General features: G+C 31.4%; 16 protein-coding genes. 10 read left to right on the top strand and 6 right to left on the bottom strand.

The features are described from left to right. Positions 1 to 50 precede the first annotated feature (50 nt). The gene (rmuC, locus tag ACQYZ7_RS11150; RefSeq protein WP_430729821.1) at positions 51 to 1,430 is read right to left on the bottom strand and encodes a DNA recombination protein RmuC; all 1,380 of its coding nucleotides are present in this window, start codon (positions 1,428 to 1,430) and stop codon (positions 51 to 53) included. 105 nt (positions 1,431 to 1,535) lie between these two features. Here rmuC and ACQYZ7_RS11145 point away from each other — a divergent pair, with 105 nt between their 5' ends. From ACQYZ7_RS11145 to ACQYZ7_RS11125, 5 genes are all read left to right on the top strand, one after another. Then, positions 1,536 to 2,087 (top strand): 1-acyl-sn-glycerol-3-phosphate acyltransferase, encoded by a 552-nt coding sequence (locus tag ACQYZ7_RS11145; RefSeq protein WP_430729820.1) that lies wholly within the window; start codon positions 1,536 to 1,538, stop codon positions 2,085 to 2,087. 80 nt (positions 2,088 to 2,167) lie between these two features. After that, a complete protein-coding gene (locus ACQYZ7_RS11140) occupies positions 2,168 to 2,716 on the top strand; it encodes a DUF4251 domain-containing protein (RefSeq protein ID WP_430729819.1) in 549 nt (182 codons plus the stop codon). A gap of 53 nt (positions 2,717 to 2,769) precedes the next feature. After that, the gene (locus ACQYZ7_RS11135; RefSeq protein ID WP_430729818.1) at positions 2,770 to 3,369 is read left to right on the top strand and encodes a Crp/Fnr family transcriptional regulator; all 600 of its coding nucleotides are present in this window, start codon (positions 2,770 to 2,772) and stop codon (positions 3,367 to 3,369) included. Positions 3,370 to 3,589: 220 nt separating this feature from the next. Then, positions 3,590 to 3,934: a hypothetical protein gene (locus ACQYZ7_RS11130; protein WP_430729817.1), complete on the top strand. Its 345-nt coding sequence runs from the start codon at positions 3,590 to 3,592 to the stop codon at positions 3,932 to 3,934. Positions 3,935 to 3,951: 17 nt separating this feature from the next. Beyond that, entirely contained in the window at positions 3,952 to 4,824 is an 873-nt protein-coding gene (locus ACQYZ7_RS11125; RefSeq protein WP_430729816.1) for a pirin family protein, read from the top strand. A 49-nt stretch (positions 4,825 to 4,873) separates the two neighbouring features. Here the strand turns inward: ACQYZ7_RS11125 and ACQYZ7_RS11120 are convergent, their stop codons facing one another. Beyond that, positions 4,874 to 5,257: a hypothetical protein gene (locus ACQYZ7_RS11120; protein WP_430729815.1), complete on the bottom strand. Its 384-nt coding sequence runs from the start codon at positions 5,255 to 5,257 to the stop codon at positions 4,874 to 4,876. Between the two features lie 183 nt (positions 5,258 to 5,440). On the opposite strand from ACQYZ7_RS11120, the gene ACQYZ7_RS11115 reads away from it, so the two are divergent. From ACQYZ7_RS11115 to ACQYZ7_RS11105, 3 genes are all read left to right on the top strand, one after another. Next, a complete protein-coding gene (locus tag ACQYZ7_RS11115) occupies positions 5,441 to 6,328 on the top strand; it encodes a pirin family protein (RefSeq protein WP_430729814.1) in 888 nt (295 codons plus the stop codon). 26 nt (positions 6,329 to 6,354) lie between these two features. Further along, on the top strand, positions 6,355 to 6,948 hold the full coding sequence (locus ACQYZ7_RS11110; RefSeq protein WP_430729813.1) for a TMEM175 family protein: 594 nt from the start codon (positions 6,355 to 6,357) through the stop codon (positions 6,946 to 6,948). Positions 6,949 to 7,057: 109 nt separating this feature from the next. Continuing rightward, on the top strand, positions 7,058 to 7,246 hold the full coding sequence (locus ACQYZ7_RS11105) for a hypothetical protein (protein WP_430729812.1): 189 nt from the start codon (positions 7,058 to 7,060) through the stop codon (positions 7,244 to 7,246). 74 nt (positions 7,247 to 7,320) lie between these two features. On the opposite strand, the gene ACQYZ7_RS11100 is transcribed toward ACQYZ7_RS11105, so the two are convergent. The 4 genes from ACQYZ7_RS11100 to ACQYZ7_RS11085 form a co-directional block, all read right to left on the bottom strand. Continuing rightward, positions 7,321 to 8,661, bottom strand: a complete 1,341-nt coding sequence (locus tag ACQYZ7_RS11100) for a M23/M56 family metallopeptidase (RefSeq protein WP_430729811.1) — start codon at positions 8,659 to 8,661, stop codon at positions 7,321 to 7,323. Then, complete coding sequence (locus tag ACQYZ7_RS11095; RefSeq protein ID WP_430729810.1) at positions 8,654 to 9,037, bottom strand: BlaI/MecI/CopY family transcriptional regulator; 384 nt, start codon at positions 9,035 to 9,037, stop codon at positions 8,654 to 8,656. Before ACQYZ7_RS11095 ends, ACQYZ7_RS11100 begins: the two co-directional genes overlap by 8 nt. 171 nt (positions 9,038 to 9,208) lie before the next feature. Beyond that, positions 9,209 to 9,910 (bottom strand): LytR/AlgR family response regulator transcription factor, encoded by a 702-nt coding sequence (locus tag ACQYZ7_RS11090; RefSeq protein WP_430729809.1) that lies wholly within the window; start codon positions 9,908 to 9,910, stop codon positions 9,209 to 9,211. Further along, on the bottom strand, positions 9,907 to 10,701 hold the full coding sequence (locus tag ACQYZ7_RS11085; RefSeq protein ID WP_430729808.1) for a sensor histidine kinase: 795 nt from the start codon (positions 10,699 to 10,701) through the stop codon (positions 9,907 to 9,909). Before ACQYZ7_RS11085 ends, ACQYZ7_RS11090 begins: the two co-directional genes overlap by 4 nt. A 210-nt stretch (positions 10,702 to 10,911) precedes the next feature. Here ACQYZ7_RS11085 and ACQYZ7_RS11080 point away from each other — a divergent pair, with 210 nt between their 5' ends. Together ACQYZ7_RS11080 and ACQYZ7_RS11075 are read left to right on the top strand one after the other, a co-directional pair. Continuing rightward, positions 10,912 to 11,784, top strand: coding sequence for an ABC transporter ATP-binding protein (locus tag ACQYZ7_RS11080; RefSeq protein ID WP_430729807.1), 873 nt, complete (start codon positions 10,912 to 10,914; stop codon positions 11,782 to 11,784). Between the two features lie 13 nt (positions 11,785 to 11,797). Further along, a complete protein-coding gene (locus ACQYZ7_RS11075; RefSeq protein ID WP_430729806.1) occupies positions 11,798 to 15,085 on the top strand; it encodes a M1 family aminopeptidase in 3,288 nt (1,095 codons plus the stop codon). Positions 15,086 to 15,154 lie beyond the last annotated feature (69 nt).

The following is a 15,154-nucleotide window of genomic DNA, read 5'->3' as shown; positions in this document are numbered from 1 at the left end:
ATAAGTATAAATAAAAAGGTCGCTCTAAAATGTTTTAGAGCGACCTTTTTTTATTCGTCATTATCTTGAGCTCGTTCAAGAATTTTTTCAGGAAGTGCTTTTTTAGCTTTAGCTCCCATTTTCTTCAGTTTTTCTACACTAGTAATTAAGTTTCCACGACCTTCTACTAATTTATTCATAGCTGCGGCGTAATCGGCTTTAGTTCCGTCTATTTTCTTACCAATATTAACTAGATCCGTCAGTAATCCTTGAAATTTATCATATAAAGCACCTGCTTGACGTGCAATTTCTAAAGCATTACGCTGCTGTTTTTCGTTATTCCACATCGTATCAATAGTACGTAAGGTTGCAAGAAGCGTAGTAGGAGTAACAATAACGATGTTTCTCTCAAAAGCTTTGTTGTATAAGGTATTATCCTCATTTAAAGCTACTGCAAAAGCAGGTTCAATAGGTACAAATAACAATACAAAATCAGGAGATTCTATTTTATAAATGTCTTCATATTTTTTTTCTGAAAGTTGTTCAACATGTCTTTTTAAAGAGTTTACGTGTTCTTTTACAAAACGTTCTTTTTCAAGATCATCTTCGCTATTTACATATTGTTCATATGCAGTTAATGATACTTTTGAATCGACTACCATTTTTTTGTTGTCTGGTAAGTGAATCACCACATCAGGCATAATACGTTTACCTTCATCGTTGGTAAAAGATTGTTGCACAAAATACTCTCTGTCTTTTTCTAAACCAGATTTTTCTAAAACGCGTTCAAGTACCAGTTCTCCCCAATTTCCTTGCGTTTTACTATCACCTTTTAAAGCCTTGGTAAGGTTTAAGGTTTCTTTACTCATTTGAGTATTTAACTCTTTTAAGCCTAACAATTGCTCTTTTAAAGCTGAATGCATTGAAATACTCTCTTTTTGAGTGTCCTCAACTTTCTTTTCAAAAGTTTGTATTTTTTCTTGAAGTGGATTTAAAATATCCTTGATGTTCTTTTTGTTTTGTTCCGTAAATTTGTTCGATTTTTCATCTAAAATCTTGTTGGCTAAGTTTTCAAACTCTTTGGTAAATTTATCCTGTAGTTTCTCTACTTCCTCTTTATTTTCATTTAGTTTTAACTGAACGTTTTTTAATTCTTCATTCTTTCTAGCTAATTCAAGAGCAGTAAATTCTTTTTCTCGACGTAATTCACTATTCTCTTTAGTTTTTTCATCTAATCGCTTTAAAAAGTCTTCTTTTTGCTGAGAAAATGAGTCTTCTTTTTCTTTTTTCTGAATTTCAAAATTAGTTTGATGATTCTGAAGTGTTACAATCTCTTTTTCTAAATCAGATGTTTGTTGTTTAAACTTCAATTTAGAGAGTAGGTTTCCAATAACAAACCCAATTAGTAAGGTACTAGTAGCAATTAAAATAAGTAAAAGAGTGGTATTCATTTGGATAAATAAAAGTTTATTAAGTGAACAAATATAGGACAAGATAGGTTAAATTTATTTGATTTTTGTGAGGAAAACCGTATCATTGACCTTTATACCTAGTAAATGATATCTAAATTTATATTTCACAAAGTTTTAGGCTGGAAGGTAGTTGGAGATTTTCCAAGAGACTTAAAAAAATATGTTGTTATTGGAGCTCCACATACCAGCTGGAAAGACTTTCCTATTGCTATTTTGGCAAGGAATACTATTGGTGTAAAAATCAACTTTATAGGAAAAGCATCGTTATTCAAACCACCTTTTGGATTTATTTTTAGAGCCTTAGGCGGTGCTCCTGTTGATAGAAGTAAGAGCACAAATAAAGTTGATGCCATTGTAGCAGTTTTTAATGAGCATGATGAATTCCGTTTAGCATTATCACCAGAAGGAACTCGTGCAAGAGTAGCAGAATGGAAAACAGGGTTTTATTATATAGCTAAAGGAGCTAATGTACCTATAGCAATGTTTGCTTTCGATTTTGAAAACAAGCAAATTATTATAGCATCTCCTTATTACTTAACAGATGATATGAGTGCTGATATGAATCATTTTTATGATTTTTATAGAGATATAAAAGGAGCAAAACCAGAGTTGTTTTCAGTACCTGATAAAGAGTAAAACAAACGTTAAATAGTCTTATTTTCTTGAAAGTTTCATGAGATTTGAGTAACTTGTAGAAGGTTTAAAAACAGTAAGATATGAAAAGGTTTGTTTTTTTTATTAGTATGATTTTTGTGCTGTTTAGTTGTGCTTCATCAAAAAACGTAACACAGGCAGAAATAGATAACTTAAATGCTCTTGTAGAAAGTAAGACTTTTGAAATAGAAGCAGAGTGGGCAGAACCCATGGTTACAAATTCAATGGCACAAATAGCTAATGCAGGAATGTTACCAGCAGGGAGTAGTGCTGGAAGCATTAATTTAGTGGGAAATAGTAACTTTTTTAGAATGAAAAAAGATACTGTTGCGGCGTATTTACCTTTTTTTGGTGAGCGGCAAATGGGAGGTTCTTATGGTGGTACAGATATTGGAATTGAGTTTGAAGGTATTCCTGAAAATTTAGTTGTGTCTGAGGATAAAGAGAATAGCTACAAAATAAGTTTTGAAATAAAAGATAAAAACACAAAAACTGAAAACTACAATGTTATAGTTAGAGTATATCCTAGCTTATCGAGTACCATTTATGTAAATAGTACGCAGAAAAGCTCAATTAGATATAGAGGTAAAGTAGTTAAAACTTCAGAATAAAAGTAAAATATTGTATATAATACTGTATTTTTAGTAGCTCATTACAATAATGCATGGAGCTACCTAATTTTAAAAAGTATCTTATTGAAAAAGGAGGATTATCAGAAACTGATTACCTTCAAGTACAGCCATTTATTTCTTTAAAAAACGTTTCTAAAAGTGATTTTTTATTAAAAGAAGGAGATGTGTGTTCACATTTCTTTTTTGTAGAAAAAGGTTTGTTACGCTTATATGCCTTAAATGAAGAGGGAAAAGAGAATATTTTACAGTTTGCTACTGAAAATTGGATTGTAAGTGATAGAGGAAGTGTTTATTTTCAACAACCTTCAACATATTACATTGATGCAGTGGAGGAAACATTAGTTGTAATGTTAGACGAAGACTTTATCAATGAAGTATCAAAAATAAATGTTGATTTTAGAAGAAAAAATGAACAATTATTACAAAAACATATCCGTCAACTATACAAACGTATTAGCCAGTTATTAGGAGCTTCAGCTAAAAGACGATATTTAGATTTTGTACAGATGTATCCAGACATTATGCTGCGTGTTCCACAATGGATGATAGCATCCTATTTAGGAGTTACTCCTGAAAGCTTGAGTCGCGTTCGTAAAGCACTTGCTGAAGAAAACTTCAAACCAAATAATTGATTTCAAATTGAAGATTTACGATATAAAGTAATCTTAAATCATAAATCTAGAATCGCTTCTTACCATAGGTCAATGCATACCTTTTTTTGTTGCCGTAATTTTACAGTGAAATAAAAAGTAGAGGTCAACTCACTAAATATTTCACATAAAACAAATTCAATTTATTTCGATGTTAACCATCGTAGTTAATCCCATTTAATGGGTAAAAAAAGGGTATATTATGAGATATTTAAAAACATTAGTTGTAACCGAAAATACAACAGTGCCTAAAATTTTAAATTGGCAAGTTTCAACTGTTCCTAATGTCGAAACAGCCATAGAAAAATTATACCAGCAAGCATATAACGTTTTAGCTATTTCAAAAGAAACAAATGAGATAGATAAAAAGAAATTACAAAAGATTATTACTGTGCTATTTCCTAATGCAATTTTAGTTGAATTTAGTAATGAATCTACACTTTCTGAAAACGTTAAAAACGGATATTGGTCTAAAAATAAACCAGAGTTACAACGTAGTTATTTAGATAATTCATTTGATATTGAATTAGCTAATAGTTTACATTAATTAAAAAGGAATTTAAAATGAAAACAAAAAGTATAGAAAAAGTAGTAAAACCAGGAACCCCACATTTTGTAGGAGACGGATTTAGAGTTCATAATTTTATACCAGGAACCTCTACAATGCAACGTATGGATCCGTTTATCATGTTAGATTATAATTCTAAATACAATTTTCCTCCTACAGATAAACCAAAAGGAGTTGGAGTACATCCTCATAGAGGATTTGAAACGGTAACCATAGCATATAAAGGACGTGTTGAACATGGAGATAGTGCAGGTGGTGGAGGTATTATAGGAGAAGGTGACGTACAATGGATGACTGCAGCATCTGGTGTTTTACACAAAGAATTCCATGAAACTGAGTGGAGTAAAACAGGTGGTGAGTTTCAGATGGTACAACTGTGGGTAAACCTTCCTGCTAAGGATAAAATGAGTCCACCAAAATATCAGGCAATAGCTAATACCGAAATGGCTAAGATCTTATTACCAGATGGAGGAGGTGAAGTAGAAGTAATAGCAGGAGAATACCGAGGAAATAAAGGGCCTGCTTCAACATTTTCACCTATTAATATGTTTAATGTAAAGTTGAAAAAAGGAGTAAAAACACAATTAACCTTTCCAGAAAACTATACTACAGCTATATTATCAGTTGAAGGTAGTGTTAAAGTTAATGACTCCACAGATGTTTTAGAAGATCATTTTGCATTATTCAAAAATGATGGAGATACTTTTACTTTAGAAGCTTTAGAAGACGTGATAATTTTAGTATTAAGTGGAGAGCCTTTAAATGAACCAATTACCGCACACGGTCCGTTTGTAATGAATACAAAACAAGAGTTAATAGAAGCATTTCAAGACTTCAATACAGGAAAGTTTGGATATTTGGAAGATTAATAAAAAAACAACTTTTATTAAAAGTTGTTTTTTTATTTTTAGTATTGTTTTATGCACAAGATACAGTAACTGAGTGAGTATGGCCATCACCAGCAGTAGATCCAACGGTAATAGAATTGTTACTTTGCAAAGAAGAAAAGTTAGTAGCTGTTAATGTTACTGTGTGATCGTGTGGGGAACTCCCTTGTATAGAGTATGTTTTTGCTGTACCTGCTTGTACATCTGCTTTAGAAACTGTTAGATTGTGTCCATGATTGGCACTAATGTTACTATTAGTTCCATTATCTATACAATTACCTGATGGGGTTGGATTTGGGTCAGGAGTTGGGCTAGGATCATTATCAGAATCCGAGGAACACCCAACAAACGAGTAAGCAGGTAATGCGATGAGCATTGCTGCTAACGATTTTTGAATAAAGGCTTTTCTGTTCATGGTTTTATAGTGTTAAAATGTTGTTATTCAGTATAATATACTAAAAAAAGGAATGGTTTCAAAGTTTTATTATGAATAAAAATCTTGTATTTGATTAAAAATCACTTATTTATATTAATAATAGTATCTTTAAAAAAGTATATATAGAGACTATAAAACAATAAGAAATAGATAGAGTTACTTATGTCTAATACGAAACTAATAATTGAAGAACGAGCAGCGAATATTGGTAATTTTTTAGTAGGACGCTTGTTACCGTTTCGACAAAAGCGAATGGTAGGTCCGTTTATCTTTATCGATCATATGGGACCAGTAAAAATGAAAGAAAAAGATAATTTAGATGTTGCCATGCATCCTCATATAGGCATATCAACACTTACATTTTTGTTTGAGGGAGCTATTGTGCATCGTGATAGCTTAGGAACTGAAATAGAGATTACTCCAGGAGCAGTTAATTGGATGACCGCAGGAAAAGGAGTTGTACATACTGAAAGAACTCCCGAGCGCTTAAGAAATTCAACTAAAAAACTTCATGGACTACAAATATGGGTAGCTTTACCTTTAAGCGATGAGCAATGTAAACCTTCTTTTGCTCATGTTTCTGGAGATGAAATTCCTAATTGGGAAGATGATGGAGTACAATTTAAACTTATAGCAGGAAAAGCATTTGGAAAACAATCACCAGTTCCAGTGTATAGCCCGTTATACTTTATAGAAATAAAATCAGAAAAGACAAAAAACATTTCTATTGGGGAATATTTATTTGGAGAAAGTGCTTTGTATATCTTAGAAGGGAGTATTACTAGTGACGGACATACTTATGAAACCAAACAGTTATTAGTAGCAAAAGACAGTACCTTATGTAGTTTTGAAATTGCTGCTAATTCTACTGTATATGTTTTTGGTGGCGAACCTTTTTCAGAAGAGCGTTTTATTGAGTGGAATTTTGTAGCTTCTGATAAAAATCTTATAGCAAAAGCAAAAGAAGACTGGAAGAATAATAAATTTCCGTCTGTACCAAATGAAACTGAACGAATTCCATTACCAGAGCAAAGACGTTTTGGTGGATAACTATAGTGTAATCAACAAATAATTATATGAAAACAGGCAGATTAGAAGCATTTAGCGATGGTGTTTTGGCTATTGTAATTACCATTATGGTATTAGAAATGAAAGCACCAGAGGATACGACATTTAAAGGATTACTATCAGTAGCTCCTGTATTTATAAGTTATTTATTAAGTTTTATTTACTTAGGAATTTATTGGAATAACCACCATCATTTAATGCAGGTTACAGAAAAAGTAAATGGCAAAATTTTATGGGCAAATTTACACTTATTGTTTTGGTTATCTTTAATTCCTTTTACTACAAGTTGGATAGGGGAACACGAACATTACTATGAAGCTTTACCTGTAGCTACTTATGGCTTTGTTTTACTTATGAGTGCCATAGCTTATTTTATCTTAGAAAGAGTGTTAATTAAATACCACGATGATAATCATGTATTATCTCAGTTATGTACCAACGGACTAAAAGAGTATACGTCTTTAATTCTATATCTTGTAGCTATACCTTTAGCTTATGTGTATACATGGATTGCTATAATATGTTATATTGTTGTAGCTCTTATTTGGTTAACACCAGACAGAAGGTTAGAAACCCTTATGGAAGGTAATGAAGAAGGATAAAAGTATGGTTTTCCCCTACTAAAAGTATGGTTTTTTTTAGAGTAAATTATTTTTTTAAGATTATTTTCGGAGGGCAGAATAATATTTATAACCCCAAAAAAACTTTATAATGAAAAAAGTAATTTTAAACGTAGAAGGATCACAAGAGTTAACAAAAACAACGTTAAAAAACATTAAAGGAGGAAATGCAGTACCTTTTCCTTTTCCTAAAGAATGTGGAGGAGATGGTTCTTATATCTATCAAGATGGAGTAAAGGTTTGCTGTTATCGACCTACAACTATGGATTATATTTGTTAATCATTCTTTTAAGAAAGATTTTTAATATAAAACTGCTTAAGGAAACCCTTAAGCAGTTTTTATTTTGTTGTAAATTATTCTTTAATGAAGTTTATAGGATCTACATGCAGCTCTTTATAATGTACTTCATAATGTAAGTGTGATCCTAAAGATGCCCCTGTGTTCCCAACATAACCAATAATATCTCCTTTTTTAACGGATTGATTTTTTGTAACGTTGAATTTTTGTAGGTGTGCATACCATGTTTGGTATCCATCGCTATGCTTAATTACAATTAAATTCCCCCATTTATCTTGGTCAGTTGCTTTGGCAATAACTCCATCTGCAGAAGCAATAATAGGTGTTCCTATTGGAGCTTTAATATCAATGCCATTATGCATCATCTTTTTACCTTTTTTAAACGGATTTCGTCTCTTTCCGTATGAACTGCTGATGTCTTTTTTACTTTTTCCTTGCACAGGAAAAAGAGTGGGAGGGTCAAGAACAAACTCCTTAGTTAATTGAGGTGTTGCACTAGGTAAGAGTTTTTCAGTTGTGTTTGGCTTCGTAAATGCCAAACAAAGACTTGCAGCACCCATAATGAATACTGAGTAGGTGAATTTGTACACCTTAGCCGTAGGCTTCTTTGTGATCATATCTATTCGCTTTTTGATTACTGGTTGATTAAAATAGCTGTATAGGCTATTTGAAGTTGCGGTTTCTTTTTCAATATTTTGTAAAAGAACTTGTAAGTAGTTAGATGTTTTAGTGTTTCCGTTTAATACCCAACTATCTGCTTGGTATTCATGTATAGATTTTAGCGATTTTCGATACATATACACTAGTGGATTGAACCAAAAAAAAGCAACATAGGTTTCAGCAAGTAGCAGATCTATAGAGTGTTTTAAACGTACATGTGCTTTTTCGTGTGCTATTATTAACGCACTTTCTGTAGGGTGAACATCTTTAGAAATGAAGATCCAATTAAAAAAAGAAAAAGTACTGGTATCATTGGTATGTATGAGTTGAAGCTTGTTGTTAACTGTTGTAACTTCTGATTGCTTTTTTAACTGAAATAATAACCAAAGTGAATGTAACATTCGAAAGAATACCAATGAGCTACCTAACAAATATAAACCGAAAATGATGGTTTTAAAATCATATGTTTGTGTACTTGTTTCTTCAACCGTGTCCATTAATACAGTTTCGCTATTTCCTACAAATTCATTGAACTGAGGAATTTTAATTATAGTTGATGGAATTTCAAATGTTAGCAAGTAGGATAAGGGAGCTAACAAAGCTACAACAGGTATTAAGAGCAATAAAAAACGGTTAATCTGGTGAAAAGTTACTCGACTACCCACCATGATATAGAGCAGGTATAAACAAGAAAATACAAGGCTACTTTGAACTAGATAAATTAAAAAATTAGTCATTCTCTTCTTTTAATGTTTCTATTTTGTTTTCGATAAGACTTTTAATTTCCTCTAGCTCGGTAAGGTCAAAGTCTTCATTTTCTGTAAAAAACAAAGCAAATTTACTTTTCGAACCACTAAAAAAGCTTCCAATAACATTTCTAAAATGTTTTTTAAAGTAGTTTTCTTTAGTTATAGCAGGATAGTATTGTCTCACCTTACCAAAAGTGTCAAATTTTAAAAATTCTTTTTTCACCAAAACACGTACTACGGTTGATATAGTTGTATAAGCAGGTTTAGGTTCTGGAAACTGTTCTACAATATCTTTAAGGAAGGCTTTGTTTAGCTTCCATACATATTGCATTACTTGTTCTTCGGCTTTTGTTAGTTCATTCATAGGGCAAATATAGTATTATTTCATAACTACAACTATAATTATAGTAATAAAACTATTTTTATAGTCGTTAAAGTTTTGTTAAGAGATTTTAAAACTAATTTATCTTGTAAAAAACGAAGAGTGTAGGGGACTAATAGGGCAAATAAAACGGAATAAAACTTCCTTTAAGTTTTAACTCAATAACTTATCGATATTCATTCTGTACATTTTTCCAATAGGAATACTATGATCTCCTATAAAAATTCTATTACCTTCTATACTACTAATATATCTTTTGGTTACTGCAAATGATTTATGCACTTGTAAAAAATCATTTTCTGGTAGTAGTAATAATACATTAGATATTTTTTCTCTTATAGTAATGGTATCATTAGTGGTAATTACCTTGGTATAGTTCCCTGCAGCTTCAATATATTGAATAGTGTCAATCGTAACTTGAATGTATTTTTTATTGCTACGAAGAAAAATACTGCTCGGTGTTTCAGTACTATTTTCAGAGGTATTTTGTACTTGAGTTTTTTGTGGGGTGCCAATAACTTTGTTTACAGCTTTTAAAAAGCGTTCAAAACCAAAAGGCTTAAGTAAGTAATCAACTATGTTAAGTTCATAACCTTCAAGCGCAAACTCTTTGTAGGCTGTGGTAACGATTACTTTAGGAGGAGAAGCCAATGTTTTTAAAAACTCAAAGCCTTTTAGTTTTGGCATGTTTAAATCAAGGAAAATTAAATCTACCTGGTGTTTATTTAAATATTCTAAAGCTTCAATAGCATCGTAACAATGTTTTTGAAGTTCCATAGTTGGTAATAAATCGCAATAGCCCTTAATAATATCGTGAGCAATATGTTCATCGTCTACAATGATGTACTTTATCATAAGTTTTTAATATTCAATTTAGCGTAATAAATACCATCAGTTTTAGAAGTAGTAAGTGTATGATTTTTAGGATACACTAATTCTAATCTTCTTTTTAAGTTTTGTAAACCAATACCTTTATCTTGATTTTCTTCCGAAGCATCAAAATTATTCTCAATTTCAAAATATATAGCATTATTGTGAGCCGTTAAATTTAAGTAGACATACGCATTGTTTCTTAAATTTTCTACACCATGCTTAAAAGAATTCTCTAAAAGAATAATAAAAAGCAAAGGCATCACTTTATAATCGTTATCTGCAACATCAATATTGAATTGAATGTCAATAGTTTTATGATAGCGCATTTTATGAAGCTCTATATAGTTTTGTAGATACCTAATCTCTTCAGAAAGTAAAACCGTGTCTTTTTCACCATCATACACACTATAACGCATCATGTCAGAAAGTTTTAAGATAAGCTCTTGCGCTTTTTTAGCATCTTTATCTACTAAACCATAAAGGTTATTAAGCATATTAAAAAAGAAATGAGGGTTTACCTGACTTTTTAAATGCATCAGTTCAGTCTTCGTTTTTTCATTTTTCAATCGAATAATCAATTTTATTTGTTTAAATACCCAATAAAGAATACTTACAAGTATAGCTAGAAAGTATAATGTAATGAATTCAGCAAAGCCTTCTTGCTTACCAAAAGTATCATTAAAAAGCACAATGATTATACCTGTTAAAACAAGTGCTATTCTATAAATACGTTTTATAATAGTCTTCTTTCTATCTGTAATTTTAAAATTCATAAGTCAATATTAGTCAAATAAAAAACGCCTCACAAATTAGTTGATAAACGTATCTTTTATAGGGATGAGAATGTGACTAACTGTGACAAAATACTTTTATAGTCTCAGAGTACTATTTGTATCACATTACACTGTAGGTTCATCACATAACTTTTAATAGTCGAAGCTGTATGGGTAGGTTTGTTCAATATCAATTAAACACTCAAAAAAATGAACAGTTTAACTATTAAAAATTTAAGTAAAACCTATGCAAATGGTGTCAAAGCACTACAAAATGTATCGTTAGATATTCCTAAAGGAATGTTTGGGTTATTAGGACCTAATGGAGCTGGAAAATCAACTCTGATGAGAACCATTGCTACCTTACAAGAAGCAGATAACGGAGCTATTTTTCTGGGAAAAATAAACATTATAAAGCAGAAAGATGAATTACGACAAGTACTAGGCTATTTACCACAACAATTTGGTGTATACCCCAAAATATCCGCGGAAGCACTGCTCAATCATTTCGCTGTTTTAAAAGGTATGACTAATAAAAGTGAGCGTAAAGAACTAGTGGATACTCTTTTACATAAAACAAACCTTTATGAAGTAAGAAAACGAAATCTTGGAGGATATTCAGGAGGAATGAAACAACGTTTTGGTATTGCCCAAGCCTTACTTAACAGTCCTAAACTACTGATAGTTGATGAACCTACTGCAGGATTAGATCCTACTGAACGCAATAGGTTTTATAATTTATTAAGTGAAGTTGGTGAAAACACAATAGTCATTTTATCAACACATATTGTGGATGATATTAAAGAATTATGTACCAACATGGCTATTATCAATCAAGGGCAAGTGGTGTTAAAAGGGAGTCCTTTAAAGCTTATAGAAAACCTAGAAGGCAAAGTGTATCAAAAAACAATTAAAAAGCAAGAGTTAGATCAGTATAAACAAGAGTACACTGTTATTAATGAAAAATTATTCCTCGGAAAACCTATCATAAATATTTTGAGCGAATCTGACCCTAAAAATGGGTTTACCTCTGTACCTGCTGGATTAGAAGATGTGTATTTCTCACAAATTAATAACTATTAATACAAGTAAAATTATGTGGTACGAAATATTCAAATTTGAACTAAAATATAGAGCTAAACGCCCAGAAACGTATGTGTTTTTTGTATTTCTCTTTTTGTTTTCAATGGTTGGTGTTGATTTTGTTTTTCAAGGAGTAGAAATAGGGTTGATGAAAAAAAACAGTCCATTAATAATTGCTAAAACCATGGGAGCCATTACGGGGATTTTTATGATTATGGCATCTATGATTATGGGAGTTCCCATACTTCGCGATTATCAGTATAATATAGAAGCATTGCTGTTTACAAATCCTATTAAAAAGCGCGATTATTTATTAGGACGATTTGTAGGTTCTTTTACTGTATTGTTAATCATCTTTAGCGGAATACTATTTGGTATGATGGTGGGTGAGTATATGCCTTGGCATAAAGATATGCTGCCGTTTAACGCTGCTACTTATATACGATCGTTTACAATTATTGTTTTACCCATACTGTTCTTTGGAGCTTGCCTATTTTTTGTATCAGGAATGTTGAGTAGAAAATTGTTAGTTGTTTACACACAAGGTATTATTTTATTTGTGGTCTTTTTACTAACCAAAGCGGTAACAAACGAGTTTTTACAAGCAGTTTTAGATCCTTTTTCATTAACAACATTAACACAGGTAGCTAAGGATTTATCAGCTGTAGAAAGTAGTGTGTTAAATATACCATTTAACGGGGTGGTGTTGTACAATAAGTTGTTTTGGAGTGTGTTAGGGATAGTTGTCTTACTAATAGGTTACCGTAAATTTTCATTTAGTTTAGTAACCAAAGTGCCAAAACATAAAAGTGTAAAAACACAAAAGAAGCTTAAAAAACATCACAAAACAGCTTATCAGATTCCTAAAATAAATATCAACTATAATTTTAAAACACAGTGTATACAATTGCTAAAGCTTTCTCAATTTTATGTCAAATCACTATTAAAAGAAACATCATTTTGGACAATTGCTATTTGTGGAATCGTCATCATTTTAATTAATTCTGTGAATTTAGGAACAGTATACGATGTAGATAGTTACCCTACAACCTATTTTATAGTAGAAGAACTACAAGAAATGTCGATGTACTTTTTCATCATCATTCTCATATTTTATTCAGGGGAACTTATTTGGAAAGAACGTGCTGTGAAGTTGAATTTAATATATGATGCTACTTCTATTTCTGATGCAATTGCTTTAACCAGTAAGTTTATTGCTCTTATTGTTATTTACATAGTATTGATGTTGAGTTTGATTGTAACAGGAATCCTCTTTCAGGTAGCTAACGGATACTATCAATTTGAGCTTGATGTATATTTTTTCGGATTCTTTGTAGAAATATTACCTTTTTTAATTCTGTACACATTTGTAGCTTTTTTCTTCCAAGCCATCAGTAATAATAAATTTGTGGGTATCTTTTTAGTACTCCTGTTCTTCATCGCAAATATTGCTTCAGAATATTTAGGATTTCAGCATAGCTTATACAAGTTTGGAGGAAAAACTTTAGGCACATATTCTGAAATGAATGGTTACGGACACTTTTTACAACCTTATTTATGGATTAAAACATATTGGTTTCTGTTTGGTAGTCTACTGTTACTTATAAGTTCACTATTAATAACAAGAGGTTCGGGAACGACCCTTATAAAACGTGTAAAAGCCTTAAAAATCCGTATAACTAAGCCTTTGATACGATACGTAATGATTATAAGTATGTTTTTTATAGGTATAGGAAGTTATATATTTTACAACACAAATATTCTTAATGATTATTGGACAAATGCTGAAGAAATAGCGTTTAGAGTTCAGTATGAAAAGACATTAAAACCTTTTGAATACCTTCCACAACCAAAGATTACATCAGTAAATTTAAAAGTAGAACTATATCCTAATAGGAGAGCTTATGAAGTTGAAGGTTATTATATGTTGAAAAATACGTTTGATAAACCTATCAATGAAATTCACATTCAAAAACTAATCGCATCTCATGTACAGCTAGACTCTCTAAGTTTTGAAGGAATTACGACAGAAAAGACAGAGTATAATCCATTTGAATATACTGTTTACACCTTATCTAAAGAGTTACAACCTAACGATTCTATACAGATGAGTTTCAAACAAACCTATAAACCAAAAGGATTTACCGATGAAAATATAAAAACTCATATTGTGCACAACGGAACGTTTTTTAACAATGAGGAATTTCCCACAATAGGCTACAATAGAAAGTATGAACTTCGAGATACCGACGAACGAGCAAAATTTCAGCTAAAACCAAGATTGAATAAGGTTAGGAGGGAAGATACTCATGAACTTGTAAATGCACGTTCAGGAAGTGATTCTGACGGAATATATTTCGAAATGATTATAGGTACAGCTTCAGATCAAACAGCGGTGGTTCCAGGGAACCTAATTAAACAATGGAAAGAAGGAAAACGTAACTATTTTCATTATAAAATGAACCAGCCAATGATTAATTTTTATAGCGTTGTTTCCGCAAGATATGTTACTTTAAAGGATAAGTGGATTTCTAAAGACAAAACAGTCGATTTGGAAATTTACTATCACAAAAAACATGATTATAACCTAGATAGAATGATACATTCTATGAAAAAGTCGCTCGATTATTTTAGTACTCATTTCAGTCCGTATCAGTATAAGCAATTACGTATTATGGAGTTTCCTAGGTATGCAGAATTTGCACAATCTTTTCCAGGTACGATTCCGTTTTCTGAAGCAATTGGTTTTGTGTTGGATATTGACGACAAAAAAGATGTAGACATGGCTTTTTATGTAACAGCGCATGAAGTAGCGCATCAATGGTGGGGAATGCAAGTAGAAGCAGCCAATGTACAAGGAAAGCATATGATTTTAGAAACCTTAGCACAATATGGAGCCTTAATGGTTTTAAAAAACAATTATCCGAAGGAAAAAGTAACGCAGTTTTTAACCTATCAAGATGAAGCGTATCATAGAAAACGAAAGAAAATTAAAATGCCAGAACCTTCTTTAGCATTGGTAGGAAATCAAGACTATGTGTATTACAACAAAGGTGCTTTGGCAATGTACATATTACAAGATAAGATTGGAGAGGATAAGGTGAATTTGGCGTTACAACGATTTATTGAAGATTGGAATACCTACAACGGAAAAATAAAAACAACGACGAACAGATATGCTACAACTAAGGATTTATTACACTACTTAAAAGAAGTAACTCCTAGCTCGTTACAGTACCTTCTTCATGATTTATTTGAAACCGTAGATAGCAAAGAAATTGTTTTAAATAAAAAGAACTGATAACTAAAAACAATAGTTTTTGTTGACTTTTTTTAAACATGTTCCATTAAAGTTTTAGAAATTTTAGTG

This window comes from Tenacibaculum sp. SDUM215027, assembly GCF_050566205.1.
Classification (GTDB): domain Bacteria; phylum Bacteroidota; class Bacteroidia; order Flavobacteriales; family Flavobacteriaceae; genus Polaribacter.
Note: the sequence above shows the minus strand (reverse complement) of the source record. Positions and strands in the feature narration are given on the sequence as shown.

Coding starts and splice junctions, on each gene's coding strand:
- ACQYZ7_RS11120 (WP_430729815.1), bottom strand. CDS start 5,257: ATGAACAGAAAAGCCTTTATTCAAAAATCGTTAGCAGCAATGCTCATC.
- ACQYZ7_RS11140 (WP_430729819.1), top strand. CDS start 2,168: ATGAAAAGGTTTGTTTTTTTTATTAGTATGATTTTTGTGCTGTTTAGT.
- ACQYZ7_RS11095 (WP_430729810.1), bottom strand. CDS start 9,037: ATGAATGAACTAACAAAAGCCGAAGAACAAGTAATGCAATATGTATGG.
- rmuC (WP_430729821.1), bottom strand. CDS start 1,430: ATGAATACCACTCTTTTACTTATTTTAATTGCTACTAGTACCTTACTA.
- ACQYZ7_RS11125 (WP_430729816.1), top strand. CDS start 3,952: ATGAAAACAAAAAGTATAGAAAAAGTAGTAAAACCAGGAACCCCACAT.
- ACQYZ7_RS11145 (WP_430729820.1), top strand. CDS start 1,536: ATGATATCTAAATTTATATTTCACAAAGTTTTAGGCTGGAAGGTAGTT.
- ACQYZ7_RS11135 (WP_430729818.1), top strand. CDS start 2,770: ATGGAGCTACCTAATTTTAAAAAGTATCTTATTGAAAAAGGAGGATTA.
- ACQYZ7_RS11115 (WP_430729814.1), top strand. CDS start 5,441: ATGTCTAATACGAAACTAATAATTGAAGAACGAGCAGCGAATATTGGT.
- ACQYZ7_RS11130 (WP_430729817.1), top strand. CDS start 3,590: ATGAGATATTTAAAAACATTAGTTGTAACCGAAAATACAACAGTGCCT.
- ACQYZ7_RS11110 (WP_430729813.1), top strand. CDS start 6,355: ATGAAAACAGGCAGATTAGAAGCATTTAGCGATGGTGTTTTGGCTATT.
- ACQYZ7_RS11075 (WP_430729806.1), top strand. CDS start 11,798: ATGTGGTACGAAATATTCAAATTTGAACTAAAATATAGAGCTAAACGC.
- ACQYZ7_RS11090 (WP_430729809.1), bottom strand. CDS start 9,910: ATGATAAAGTACATCATTGTAGACGATGAACATATTGCTCACGATATT.
- ACQYZ7_RS11100 (WP_430729811.1), bottom strand. CDS start 8,661: ATGACTAATTTTTTAATTTATCTAGTTCAAAGTAGCCTTGTATTTTCT.
- ACQYZ7_RS11105 (WP_430729812.1), top strand. CDS start 7,058: ATGAAAAAAGTAATTTTAAACGTAGAAGGATCACAAGAGTTAACAAAA.
- ACQYZ7_RS11080 (WP_430729807.1), top strand. CDS start 10,912: ATGAACAGTTTAACTATTAAAAATTTAAGTAAAACCTATGCAAATGGT.
- ACQYZ7_RS11085 (WP_430729808.1), bottom strand. CDS start 10,701: ATGAATTTTAAAATTACAGATAGAAAGAAGACTATTATAAAACGTATT.